Annotated in this window: 12 protein-coding genes; 10 read left to right on the top strand and 2 right to left on the bottom strand. The window is 59.5% G+C overall.

Going from position 1 to position 12,857, the window contains the following annotated elements; translation table 11 throughout:
• Positions 1-64 precede the first annotated feature (64 nt).
• The 6 genes from CRI94_RS06970 (at position 65) to CRI94_RS06945 (ending at position 6,450) form a co-directional block, all read left to right on the top strand.
• On the top strand, positions 65-745 hold the full coding sequence (locus CRI94_RS06970) for a Tll0287-like domain-containing protein (RefSeq protein WP_098074966.1): 681 nt from the start codon (positions 65-67) through the stop codon (positions 743-745).
• A gap of 271 nt (positions 746-1,016) precedes the next feature.
• The gene (locus CRI94_RS06965) at positions 1,017-1,940 is read left to right on the top strand and encodes a helical membrane plugin domain-containing protein (RefSeq protein ID WP_245846105.1); all 924 of its coding nucleotides are present in this window, start codon (positions 1,017-1,019) and stop codon (positions 1,938-1,940) included.
• Positions 1,941-2,045: 105 nt separating this feature from the next.
• The gene (locus CRI94_RS06960; protein ID WP_098074965.1) at positions 2,046-3,245 is read left to right on the top strand and encodes an NAD(P)/FAD-dependent oxidoreductase; all 1,200 of its coding nucleotides are present in this window, start codon (positions 2,046-2,048) and stop codon (positions 3,243-3,245) included.
• Between the two features lie 337 nt (positions 3,246-3,582).
• Entirely contained in the window at positions 3,583-4,152 is a 570-nt protein-coding gene (locus tag CRI94_RS06955) for a hypothetical protein (protein ID WP_143815325.1), read from the top strand.
• Positions 4,153-4,245: 93 nt separating this feature from the next.
• Positions 4,246-5,859, top strand: a complete 1,614-nt coding sequence (locus CRI94_RS06950) for a tetratricopeptide repeat protein (RefSeq protein WP_098074963.1) — start codon at positions 4,246-4,248, stop codon at positions 5,857-5,859.
• Positions 5,860-5,925: 66 nt separating this feature from the next.
• Positions 5,926-6,450 (top strand): hypothetical protein, encoded by a 525-nt coding sequence (locus CRI94_RS06945; protein ID WP_098074962.1) that lies wholly within the window; start codon positions 5,926-5,928, stop codon positions 6,448-6,450.
• On the opposite strand, the gene CRI94_RS06940 is transcribed toward CRI94_RS06945, so the two are convergent.
• The gene (locus tag CRI94_RS06940; RefSeq protein WP_245846104.1) at positions 6,436-7,296 is read right to left on the bottom strand and encodes a TrmH family RNA methyltransferase; all 861 of its coding nucleotides are present in this window, start codon (positions 7,294-7,296) and stop codon (positions 6,436-6,438) included. The two genes, CRI94_RS06945 and CRI94_RS06940, sit on opposite strands and share 15 nt — an antisense overlap.
• Positions 7,297-7,628: 332 nt before the next feature.
• Between CRI94_RS06940 and CRI94_RS06935 the strand changes: the two genes are divergently transcribed.
• Positions 7,629-8,348 (top strand): SDR family oxidoreductase, encoded by a 720-nt coding sequence (locus CRI94_RS06935; RefSeq protein ID WP_098074961.1) that lies wholly within the window; start codon positions 7,629-7,631, stop codon positions 8,346-8,348.
• 57 nt (positions 8,349-8,405) lie between these two features.
• Here CRI94_RS06935 and CRI94_RS06930 read toward each other — a convergent pair whose 3' ends face one another.
• Positions 8,406-9,407, bottom strand: a complete 1,002-nt coding sequence (locus tag CRI94_RS06930) for a site-specific integrase (RefSeq protein ID WP_098074960.1) — start codon at positions 9,405-9,407, stop codon at positions 8,406-8,408.
• Between the two features lie 609 nt (positions 9,408-10,016).
• Between CRI94_RS06930 and CRI94_RS06925 the strand changes: the two genes are divergently transcribed.
• From CRI94_RS06925 to CRI94_RS06915, 3 genes are all read left to right on the top strand, one after another.
• On the top strand, positions 10,017-11,156 hold the full coding sequence (locus tag CRI94_RS06925; RefSeq protein ID WP_098074959.1) for a TRAP transporter substrate-binding protein: 1,140 nt from the start codon (positions 10,017-10,019) through the stop codon (positions 11,154-11,156).
• A gap of 48 nt (positions 11,157-11,204) precedes the next feature.
• A complete protein-coding gene (locus tag CRI94_RS06920) occupies positions 11,205-12,008 on the top strand; it encodes an ion transporter (protein ID WP_245846103.1) in 804 nt (267 codons plus the stop codon).
• A 113-nt stretch (positions 12,009-12,121) separates the two neighbouring features.
• The gene (locus CRI94_RS06915) at positions 12,122-12,787 is read left to right on the top strand and encodes a uracil-DNA glycosylase (RefSeq protein ID WP_098074957.1); all 666 of its coding nucleotides are present in this window, start codon (positions 12,122-12,124) and stop codon (positions 12,785-12,787) included.
• The last annotated feature ends 70 nt before the right edge of the window (positions 12,788-12,857 follow it).

Raw genomic sequence — 12,857 nt, 5'->3', positions numbered from 1 at the left:
TCTGTTGTATGATCCTGTAGTAACAAGTGATACTTCGGTTATTCAGACAGGTGTGGCCCCAACGATGATCTTCTCTTCCAGTGACATTCCTCGCCACACCCGAGCCACGGTTTTTCTCGCGCTCGCATTCGGCCTTGCTGTGGTGGCAGGATGCCAGACCGACAACGGCGGCGATGATGATACGAGCGCCTCAGGGGACTCGGTCAGCACATCGGCCGTCGCCCCTCCGGATAGCATCCGTACATCGGTCGTAACGGCTGTCCGTGGCATCGACCAAATGCGCTCGCAACTTGCAACCACGTTCGATCCGGATAACGTCACCGCCGAGACGTTTGAGCGTGTCTGCAAGCCCGTCGGTCGGCGAGCAAAATCCGTTGCACAGGACAGCGGATGGGTCGTCCAGCAGCTCGCTGAGAAATACCGTAATCCAGCTCACACCCTGGACTCGATCGCTGCACAAGCCCACTCACGATTCGAGTCGAATCCCCAAGAAACATCATTCTGGCGGCGCACGACGCTCAACGGCACCGAGGGATGGCGCTACTTTCACCGGATCACCGTCGAGCCGAGTTGTCTGGCGTGTCACGGCCCGAAGGAGAGCCGCCCCGACTTTATCAAGGCGGGGTATCCCGACGACAAAGCCTACGATTTCGATTCCGGCGACCTCCGCGGACTGTACGCTGTCTTCGTACCGGATGCCGCACCGGAACCGTCAACGGATCGTCCCGACAGCGAGCGGCCGTAGCGCAAAGGACGTGCACACGGTCGAACCTCCACGCGGGACGAAAGCAAATCGCCGGGTTTGACCTACAACTCCAAGGGGAATTCCCTGATAGACAATGAAAATCTATCCTCATGCAACTTGCCTTTACAGGTTCTAACGTATTAAACGTGCTACCCGCGTGTCGTTTGTCCGTGTCCCATCGGACGGAAATTTAAACGGACTGCTTCCGCCCGGGATACGCCCGCTCCTCCTCGGTACCGAGTACGTCACCCATTCACCATCCGAATCTGCTATGGAATCCACCGCCATGACCAACGGCGCTCCGTCCTTGGAAGAGCGTCTACACGAACCTCAAACCGTTGAAAAGCTCAACCACCTGTTAGACCGCCTGGATACCATCGAGCGAGCCGTAGATGCGCTGGAGCGTCTGGAGCATCAGTTACCGATGGCGATGAGTACGGCTGCAGATGTGCTGGACGACGAACTTACGCGAGCAGCTGAGCGCGGCGTCGTCCTTGACGAACGCGCCGGTGAAGCACTGCGGCTCGCTGAAAAGCTAACCGAGCCGAAGACGGTCGAAACGCTGACGCGCCTGATCGACCGGCTGGACCGAATCGAGCAGATTGCTGACCTGGCTGACCACGTGCCGGGTGCCGCAGCCATGACCGTCGATACCCTCGACGAGGCGCTGACCCGCGCCGCCGATCGTGGAGTCGTTCTGGACGAGCGCGTTCGCGAAGGTCTCATGCTACTTGAGACCCTCACCGAGCCGAAGACGGCGCAGGCACTCGGCGAACTCGCCGGCCGAACAGACCAGATTGCCGAACTCGCGAAGCTCGCTGAGCATGCCCCCCAGGCGATCGCTACCGTGGTCGACATCCTTGATTCGGAATACGCGCGTGCCATGAATGCGGGATTCGACCCGGAACGCGCGCTCCGCGACGCCGCCTCCGCCCTTGGAAAGCTCTCCGAAGTCTTCCGCACAGACGAGTTTCGCGCCCTTCTCGATTCCGGCGTTCTCGATCCCGAGGCGCTCCGGGTCATCGGCAGCCTCGGCACAGCTCTCGTCGAAAGCCAGAAAGAAGCATCTCGCGGCGAAACGCCAGAGCGCGGCATGTTCGGGCTCCTGCGTGCTCTTCGCGACCCCGACGTTCAGCATGCCGTCGGCTTCCTCACCAGCTTCGCTAAACGATTCGGCCGCCAGCTCCGCTCGTAAATCGTCCTCCATGCGCCGCGGCCCCAACGCACACCTCTGGACGCCTTCAGCGCCTACTTCTTCGCTTACTTCGCCTGACTCATCTGACCTGACTGCTCTGATCCCATGAAAGATCATTATCGCGTACTCGTCGTCGGTGGTGGCACCGGCGGACTCATGGTCGCCTCGCAGCTTATGCAACACGAGGACGACCTCGACATCGCTATCATTGAACCATCCGACAAGCACTACTACCAGCCACTCTGGACGCTCATCGGCGGCGGCGTTTTCCCAAAAGAGGAATCAGAGCGCGATGAAGCGGACTTTATCCCAGACGGCGCCGAATGGATCCAGGATGCAGTCACAGAGCTGCATCCGGACGAGAACCGTGTCACGCTAAAAGGAGGCGAAAGCGTCGGATACGACTTCCTCGTAATGGCCGCCGGGATCAAGCTCGACTGGGATGCCATTCCCGGCGTCACCGAAGCCCTTCACCAACCCGGGAATGGGGTGGTCTCAAACTATCTATATGACACGTGCGAGAAAACATGGGAAGCGATCGAGGCCTTTCCACAGGGTGGCACTGCGATCTTTACAGAGCCAACCACCGGTGTCAAGTGCGGCGGTGCTCCACAGAAAATCATGTATCTTGCTGACGACGCCTTCCGGCGCAACGGGGTTCGGGACGGCAGTCGCATCGCGTTCATGAAAGCGAAGGGCAAGCTCTTCTCCTCGCCGAAGTACGAGCGAACGCTCTACGATGTGGTGAAACGGAAAGACATCGAACTCAACCTCATGACGGAGCTGATCGAGCTTCGAGCCGACCAGAACGAGGCTGTGTTCAAGAATCTGGAGACGGGCGAGGAGCACACCGAGCACTACGACATGATTCACGTCGTGCCCCCGATGATAGCCCCCGACTTCATCTCTCAGAGCCCGCTTGCAGACAATGAAGGCTGGGTTGACGTGGATCCAGGCACGCTTCGCCACAACCGATACGAAAACGTATTCGGCCTCGGTGACAATTCGAACCTCCCGACCTCGAAGACGGGAGCTGCCATTCGCAAGCAGGCGCCGGTTGTTGTCGATCATCTGCTCGCGGCGCTGCAGAATCGAAAACCACTGAACGGCCGGTATACCGGCTACACCTCGTGTCCGCTCGTCACCGGATACGGGAAGCTCGTTCTCGCGGAGTTCGACTATGATAAGAACCCGATGGAGAGCTTCCCCTTCGACCAATCTCAGGAACGGTACTCCATGTACGCACTGAAAGCGTACGGCCTACCGCGAATGTACTGGAATGGGATGCTCCGCGGTCGAATGTAAACATCACCTAGGTTTGAAAACGCAAGAGGCGGTATCCTTGCCCAGGATGCCGCCTCTTTTATTTTTTGTCGCCTTAGGGCGTAAGGCGCATTCAGACAACCATTCCCCTTCTCCGTGTTGACCGTGCCTCGGCTTGTCGACGATCACCGTACGGCTGCTTCCGTGCATTATCACATTCCTCGAACGCAGTTTACGTCAATGAACGTGGTGGTACCGAACGTAGACATCAGCACATTACGGTCGATATGACGACCCATCTCTTTGAGCGTCTCCTCAGCGAACGATTGAGAGGAAAATGGGTACGAGCCTGCCCAATTTGCCCAATATCATCGTACCGATGCCCGTTGCCTTCGCTGGCGTGATGACGGCGCTATTTCTTCTGGCCGTGGGTGCCTCCCTCGCTGCCGCGGCCCATCCTCTCTTCGCTCCCCTCGTGGTTGCCGTGGCGGCCGGTTCGGCTCACCTGACCATCTCTTCCCTCCCCTTCCGGCGCCTTCTCTGGGGCGGGCTTGCGTTCATCGGATTCGTGACGATCCCCCTCGGCCTGCTAACTCACGGGGTCCTCACCGGCGGTACCTCGTTCGACATGCGTGGAATGCCACCGGCCTCGCTCGACGCGCTCTCAACGGAAGCCGCATCGGACAGTATCCGCTACGAGGACGGATTTCTGCTCAGCTTTCGCCGCACAGAAGAACGGACCGCTGCCATTGCCTACCAAGTCAACGGCCGACTGCTTTGGGCGTCTGCGGTCCCAAAATCAGCAAACGTCGACGGACTAAGCCAGATGAACGTGTATCCGCTTCTCTGGAGGAATCGCGTAGATCTCTATGCGGAAGGCACCGGTCCGGCCTGGCTGTATATCTGGAAATGGGGGGATGCCCAGCGCCTCTTTGTCCTGGATGAGTGACTTCTGCTCTCCTGTTGATGCACAAACCCGGGCTCATTATTCTCTACGTGGAATTGCTTCGCCTTTTCTCGCCGAACCTGAACCGTTTTTGCTATGCACGCACCCATTCTCCGCTGGTCTACGATTCGGCACACACTCACAACCGTGTTGCTGATTCTGGCCATCACCACACCCGCCGCCACGGCACAGGACTACGGTGAAACGTCGTTCGAAAACTCAGGCGCTGAAGAGGCCCAGAAGCCGTTTCTAAATGGACTCTTGATGCTTCACAGCTTCGAGTACCCCGAGGCTAGGGAGGCCTTTCAGAAAGCCCAGGAGGTCGATTCAGACTTCGTCATGGCAATCTGGGGAGAGGCGATGACCCACAACCATCCGATCTGGATGGAGCAAGACCGGGAGGCAGCACTGGATGCTCTGGCGAAGCTTGGTGAAACGCCCGACGAGCAACTCGCCGCCGCATCCACCGAGCGCGAGAGACACTACCTGCGAACGCTCCACGTACTGTACGGCGCCGGAACGGACGAGCCGGCGTCGAAGGAAACGCGCGATGACGAGTACGCGGAGGCAATGGCCGGACTGGCCACCAGCTTCCCCGACGATCTGGACGCACAGGCCTTCCACGCCCTCTCAATTCTTGGGACGGCCCATGAGGGACGCGACTTCAGCACCTACATGCGATCGGCTGCCATCGCGGAGGAGGTCTTCGACGCCAACCCGAAGCACCCTGGCGCCGCGCATTATCTGATCCACGCGTACGACGATCCCGTCCATGCACCGCTGGGACTTCGACCGGCTCGCATCTACGCGGAGATCGCCCCGAAGGCATCTCATGCGCTCCACATGCCCTCACACATTTTCTTCGCGCTCGGCATGTGGGACCGCGGAGCGGCATCGAACGTCGATTCGTACGAAGCGGAACGTAGCCAGGCAAACGAAAACGGCGACCCGCTCGGCGGAGGTGGCTATCACGCACTGCACTGGCTTGCCTACGCCCGCGCCCAGCAAGGACGCTACGACGATGCCCGCGAGGTGACAGACCGGGGCATCAAGCACGCTCGAGAAAGCGATGGCCATGCTACCGGATACGAACGCTACATCCTCTCGGCCTACCCGGCCAGCTATATCGTAGAGACCGAGCGCTGGAGTGAGATGGATGACTTCGCAATCGACACGACGGGGCTTTCGCCGCGGCTGAAAGTGTCCGCCCTCACCGTTCAGGGCATGGCGGCACTCAACACAGGTGACCGTCCGGGGGCCGAGAAGAAACTGGCAGACGCAAAAGCATCGGTCGAAGGAAAGAAAGGCCGTCTCCAGATCCCGGTGTTGCAGCTCGAAGGGCTTCTTCAGCTAGATGCCGGTGATTCCGAGTCTGCCGTAGCGACTCTTACACAAGCCACAGACCTCGAAGATGAGATGCCTCTACAGTTCGGGCCCGCCTGGCCGCTGAAGCCCGCGCACGAATTGTTTGGAGAGGTCCTCCTCCAACTCGATCGCCCGGCAGAGGCGCAACAGCAATTCGACGCGTCGCTCGATCGGTATCCGGCCCGGGCCCTGTCTCTCCTCGGCAAAGCCAGAGCGGCGGCGCGTGCCGGCAATACAGAGACGGCTCGCGAGGCGGAAGCTCATCTCCGATCGATCTGGGATGACGCCGACCCGGCGGTTCGAGAGCACCTTGACGGAATCGCAACCACCGCTGCGTCGGAGTAAGCACACCCAACCCATCGGGCGGTCGCAACCGCCCATCATGCCATGTACGTGCAGACGTGACGTCTCATGAGTGCGACGCTCGACATTGACGGATGGAATGAGCTTCATCCAACCGGACTGAGAACGGCCTCGTTTACGGAGGCCGTGACGGCGCTGCGGGACGTCGTCGCGTCGCGTGGGCTCAACCGTCAGTTCGAATGGGTTTTCCGAGAGCACGTGGCGTTCGTGAAGTCCCGAATTTTCGTCCGCATGCCGCTTCCGGCTGACACGTTCCACCGGAGCCGAGCCCTGTTTGAGGCCAAAAAGAAAGCTGGAGACCTCGTTCCCCTGGCGGTTCTCGGTACGATCCGAGCGAATACGCCGACCGAACGGACGGTCTGCTACATCGGCGGCAACTGCGCGGGGGAGCCACGTTCGGACGCCGAGGGCACCCAGTTTCGCGTTCCACTCCACCCGACCGACGGAACCGTCATTCGGCGCCCACTCCTCTGGTCGGCCGTGCGGTTCGGGGAACGCCTAAGCACCACGCCAATGATCGCTCGCGACCTCCCATCGTACGCCGCAAACGACACCGATTTAGCTGCTCTGTAGGTCGGACAAGACGCGCTCGATGATCGACTCTGCGTTCGTCACGCTCCGCAGGCAGAATCGGGCGACGAGCGCTTCCTGCTCCTCCTGTGAGAGGTCCGCATGATGCCCCTGTCGCCGAATGCGATCCTCCCGGGCATGGTACAGACCAATAGACGCAGCCACGGACACGTTGAAGCTCTCCGTGAACCCGTTCAACGGGATGATCGCGGCTTCATCGGCAAGCTCGAGCATGGCGTCGCTCGCTCCCTCCAGCTCATTTCCCACAACCAGAGCCGTCGGGCGTGTGAAGTCGACCTCGCGAATCGACTTCGCGTCTTCCCTCAGAGCCGTCACCACGACCCGATACCCGGAGTCGTGCATGGCTCGAACGAAGGCATCAGCATCCGGCCAGCGCCACACATCAAGCCAGTGCTGCGCTCCCTGCGTTGTGCGCTTCGAGTGCTTGTAGCGCTTTTCGTTGGAGCCTTTGACGACGTGAACATCCTGGTAGCCCAGCGCTTCCGCGCTACGCATGACAGCACTCACGTTGCCTGTGTTTACCAATCCCTCCACGACCGGCAGCACCGTTCGTGTCCGCTCACCGACGACCTCTCGAATCCGACGCATACGCCGCTCCGTCATGAATGGCGTAAGCAATTCGATAATGCGCGTCGGTGAGAGCTCCCGTCCCGCGATGTCAAACGGACGATCACGGTGGGGCGGGCGGCCTCCCGCAGCCAACAGTTGCTGCATCGCTCGATCCGGGTCGACGTCGTTTCGGTCCCGCCCCTCGAAAGGCAACGACGTATCTGGGGGCTGAACATCCGGGCGAGCGGTGTCGCCTGAACCGGTTTCGGAGGACGGCATAGCAAAAAATAGAATTCGTGCGAGCAGAGTGGGTGGCTTGTACGAACGGCGCGCCGTAAGGGGATCCGTACGGTCCAACCCCAACCACATACGCGGACGCCGTCCGCTGGTGGCATGCGTTCATGTGAAACCGCCGTTGAGCACTGGAGACGGAAGGGCAGCGAAGTCTATTTCTCCTCGAGCTGACAATGCATTCGGCTGTGAATTCAGCATTGAGCCGGTGAACGTTACCGGACGATCACCCGGCTCGTGATCATGGGCCCTGCCGCTCCGTATGCTAAAACTGGTTTACGCATACGACATCCAATCGCCGACCACACCACAACGCTACCATGGACTTCACTGATCGCGTCGCCGTCGTCACCGGAGCCAGCAGCGGCATCGGGCAACGGTTCGTTTCGGACCTAATCGACCGGGGCGCCACCGTCTTCGGCCTTGCACGAAGTCTCGACGTGATGGAGGACCTCCGAAATGAACTCGGGGACTCATTTCACCCGGTCCGGTGCGATGTTCGAGACGAAGAGTCTGTATCCGACGCTTTCGACACAGCCGTCGACGCGGCCGGGCGGATTGACGTTCTGATCAACAACGCCGGACTCGGTAAATTCGGACCGGTCGACGAGTTCTCCACAGAGCACTGGGACACGCTCATGGAAACCAACGTTCGGGGCGTGTTTTTCTGCACGCGCAATGCCGTTCCGACCATGAGAGCCCAGAATGATGAATCCGGCTTCGGGGGCCACATCGTCAATATTGCGTCGATCGCCGGACTCCTGGGGAATCCGAATATCAGCGCCTACAACGCATCCAAGTTCAGCGTCCGCGGCTTCAGTGAGTCCATCATGAAGGAGCTCCGTGACGATGGCATTAAAGTCACGTGCGTCTACCCCGGATCGATCGAGACGGACTTCTTCGACGTGGCCGGTGTCGATATGACCGATCATCCCATGAAGCCCGAAGACGTATCCTCAACCGTCATGCACGTGATCGAGAGCCCGGAGAATTACCTGATCTCCGAAGTCGTCATGCGCCCGCTCCGTCCTCGAGGGTAACGCACGGTTACTCGCGGTAAACGTGCCACAGGGATTTGGGCTGTTGGACCGGAGTTGTCAGGAAAAAACGGACTTCCACTCGCTGTGGCTCTGCTCGGCCTCACCTTCATCGGTGGGGCCATTTTCTTGTGCTGGTACGGGCTCATCGGGCTCAGGTGTAGGCTCAGGCTCACTGGCCGACTCGTTCGGTCGCGTAGATGCCGCAGGCTTCTTCTCGTCACGCTGTCCAGGGGCTGGCCCACGCGAGACGGCCGAGATGAAGTGCCTCGTGCGAGGCTCCGTCAGCATCTCGATCGCCTCCATCAGGTTATTTGGTTGCATCGGATACCGTCGCTCGCGTCCCGAATGCAGATCGACCGTTCGCCGTGGTGACGGAAAAACATACTGCCACATCCATGCAGAGCCTGCCCCGGGAAACTGGTCGCGAATCGAAACCGGGAGGTCGACGCTTCCATGTCCTTCGGCGAGGTCACGCTCGTGCATCTCCTGTACACGCTTGAGATGACGTTCGAGCGCGACGGTGAGTTCACTCGACAGCGTCACGAACCGATCGCTACAGCCCTGCGCATCGGACACCGTGATCTGACCACGTGTTAGATCAACATCTCCAACCCGGAGGCGAAGTGCCTCCGTCAGGTCGAGCTCGGTGTGAAAGACGATGCGGGCCAGCAGCTTCTCCGGCCCGGAGAGTTGGCTGAGGATTCGCTGGCGCTCGTCCCGGCTCAACATGGAAAGCCGGCCATGCATCTCGCTTACGCTCTGGTCCAGAACGCATTCGTGAAAGAACACGAGCGCTTCAGCGGCCTGCTGCCGCATCGCGTCGTCAATGCCCTTCTTCTCCGTCAGTCGATCGAGAAACCGGTTGATATGCGGGGGCTCAGGCTCCCCGAGATCGTTCGCATCCACATAGCGCAGGTAGCCCATAATCCACAGGCTATAGATCTGCTTCTGCCGCTTCTCGAGATCCGGGAAATCACTGAGCATGCGCGCGACCTTCAGGAGCCGTCCGGCCTCGCTCGCAGGAGGGCCTGCCGACCGCGATGTTACTAATCCACTCATAGAAAATGATGGGCCTTGCCCATAGCACGGATGAGAGAGTTCGCGGTCGTTCCCGGCAACTCAGATGGCACATCCGTGTGTGCGCTCCAAACGATCCGGCCAGGATTGTAACCGCTATATACTAGATGTAACCGTTTCTTTGGTACAAACGCAATTGGTCAGTGCCCGGAGACGCCAAATCACGGTCGTGTAACACAAATGTATCGGCATCACAACCTGTTTGGCGGGTAGGCGGCGAAAAACGTAAGCGCGGCCGTTGATGTCTATTCGCAGACCTGAGGGGGCCGTTCACGATGACGACGTAGACCTGGTGCGCGAGTTCAACCACGCCGTGTATTTCAAGCGGCACGAGGACCGACCACCGAGAGGTCCGTATCGTTGAATCGCCGAAGGCTGTCCGACGAACAGGTACTCAACGGTTGATTCTACATAGCGCAAGAGTCGGACCATGCGCTGTCCCGCTGTGCACTTCGACGGAAAGAGCCCGCTCCACAGTTGCGATCTCTCCCCCGATTCCCGTATACTCACAAGCGCCTGTATGGGACACGGCTCGGAGACGGGTTATGCCTGCAGGTCCTCGTACATTCTTCGACCCGACCCTTTTTCTGTATGAACCGTCGCGACTTTACCCGAACGGCTCTTCTCGGTGCGGTGGGAGCCGGCATGCTCACGGCCTGCGGAGACGATTCAGGAAGTGGATCTGATGACTCATCCAGCGATGCCGACGGTGGCCCGAACGTGATCACCGGCCCCTCGATCCGGTGGCGACTTGCCTCGAGCTTTAGCCGTTCACTCGACACGATCTACGGCGCCGCTGAGGTCATGGCCCAACGCGTCGCAGATCTGACGGAGGGCAAGTTCGACATTCGTTGCTACCCGGGCGGCGAACTCATCCCGTCGCTTGAGGTGCTGAGCAACGTGCAGACGGGGACCGTGCAGATGGGGCACGCGGCGAGTTACTACTTCATCGGGAAAAATCCTGCGCTTGCGTTCGATGCGACTGTGCCCTTCGGGCTGACCGCCCGGCAGTACAACGCGTGGTTGTATCACGGCGGCGGAATGGATCTGATGCGCGACCTGTTCTCTGATTTCAACGTGATCAACTTTCCCGGCGGGAATACCGGGATGCAGATGGGCGGATGGTTCCGGGTCGCCGTCGAATCGCTTAGCGACCTGAACGGCTTAAAAATGCGCATCCCTGGACTCGGTGGCCAGGTAATGAATGAGATGGGCGTCAACACACAGGTTTATCCCAGCGGCGAGATTTATCCGGCCCTTGAGCGCGGCGCCATCGATGCCGCCGAGTGGGTGGGGCCGTATGACGATGAGAAACTCGGCTTTCACGAGGTCGCTCCGTACTACTATTATCCTGGATGGTGGGAGCCCGGCCCCGCCCTCACGTTCTACGTTAATCAGGATGCCTACGATAAGCTCCCGGCCACGTATCAACACGCTCTCGCCGTCGCGGCCTCGGAGGCGAACGTGAATATGCTGGCGTCCTACGATCACAAGAATCCGGCGGCACTCGAACGGCTCCTCGAGCAGGGAACCGAACTCCGCAAGTTTCCCGAGGACGTTATGTCCAAAGCGCAAGACGTCACGCAACAACTCCTGGAGGACGAAGCCGCAGGCAACGCACAGTACCGGAAGATCTACGAGTCCTACAAAGCGGCGCGTTCCGACAGCTATCGGTGGTTCGGTACCGCGGAGCGAGCATACGCCGACTTTGCCTTCCCCACCAATACCTGACCCAACAAGGCATCGAGTTTCACTCTTATCCTACGGACCGACGATTCTGTGCGCTCTCCCCTTCGCAATCGCCTGTACGTCGTCATTTTCAAGTCGGACTCCCCCTCCGGGAAGCTGTTCGACGTCGTTCTGATCGGCGCGATTATAGCAAGCGTTCTGGCGGTCATGCTGGAGACGATGCCGTCGGTCCGGGCGGATTATGCGTCGGAGTTGTACGCTTTGGAGTGGGCCTTCACCCTTCTCTTTACCATCGAGTACGCCGTTCGGCTCTACTGCGCAAAAAGCTGGCGTCGCTACGCCAAGAGCTTCTACGGCATCGTGGACCTGCTCGCCATCTTGCCAACGTACGTGAGTCTTCTCTTCCCCGGAGCACAGTATTTCCTCGTCGTCCGGCTGCTGCGCACGCTCCGTGTTTTCCGTGTTCTGAAGCTCGCGGAATATCTCGAAGAGGCCGATGTCCTCGCACGGGCCCTCCGCTCCAGTCGGAAGAAGATATCGGTCTTCCTTCTCGCGGTGACGACACTCATCGTCATCATCGGCTCCCTCATGTACCTGGTCGAAGGGCCGAAGAACGGCTTCACGTCCATCCCGACGAGCATGTACTGGGCGGTCGTGACGCTTACCACCGTTGGCTACGGCGACATTTCGCCACAGACAACCACGGGGCGCTTCCTCTCGGCGATTATCATGATCATCGGCTACGCAATCATCGCTGTGCCCACCGGAATCGTGACAGCCGAACTGACCCGAACGCAAGACCAGCAACCTGTACGCTGCCCGAATTGCAAGCGGGATGACCACACCATCGACGCAGATTACTGCAAGTTCTGCGGGACGAAACTGCATGCCTGATCACCCAACAATTCCACTTTGCATCGGCCGTCGACGGCTCCTTTTGAGCCCCGATGCGGCGGGACAGCATCCACCCGTATTCTCTCCTCTCTATTTTATCTGACGCAGCTCGAATGCTTCTGCAGCCCGTTTACGATTTATTTTCGCATGACCTGTTCGACGTCTTATCCACGGATGAACTGTTCAACCTCTACGGGGATGAGGTCTCTCATCTCGATGTGGACGATGCGGCTGCGATCCGTCGCAAAAATGTTCATGCGTACCTCTCTGCGTACGAGGAGAAACCCTCGCTCTTCTTGCTCGCGGAAGCACCCGGACCGTGGGGCTGCCGATTTTCTGGCGTGCCGATCACGGCGGAGGCTCAACTCGTCGACCCCGAGTTTCCGATTGACGGAGTGCCGACGAGCCTTGAGGAGGAGCCGCACACCGAGTACAGTGCCAACATCTTCTGGCGCGTGCTCCAGCCGGTCTTCCCGCAATTCTTTGTGTGGAATAGCGTGCCTCTCCACCCGCACAATCCCGGAGAACCACTTTCGATCCGCAACCCGCGCCGGAGTGAAGTCGCTCGATGGGAGTCGCTAACGAAAGACATCATCGACATTCTGCAGCCGGAGCGCGTCGTGGGCATCGGACGCAAGGCGGAGCGTGCCGTGAAAGAGATCGGCGTTGACGTCACGTACGTCCGCCATCCATCACAGGGCGGAGCCACCAAGTTTACCAACGGCATTGCCGACATCGTTGATGAACTCGGGCTCCCAGAAGCCAACCGGTCGAAATAGCGTCCCTGTGCTGGAGTATTGAGGCATCAATACGTTGGTCGTTAAGGCAGCATAACGACCAAAACACCCA

It is taken from the genome of Longibacter salinarum, assembly GCF_002554795.1.
Lineage (GTDB): Bacteria > Bacteroidota > Rhodothermia > Rhodothermales > Salinibacteraceae > Longibacter > Longibacter salinarum.
This window is presented reverse-complemented; position numbering and strand designations above follow the sequence as displayed.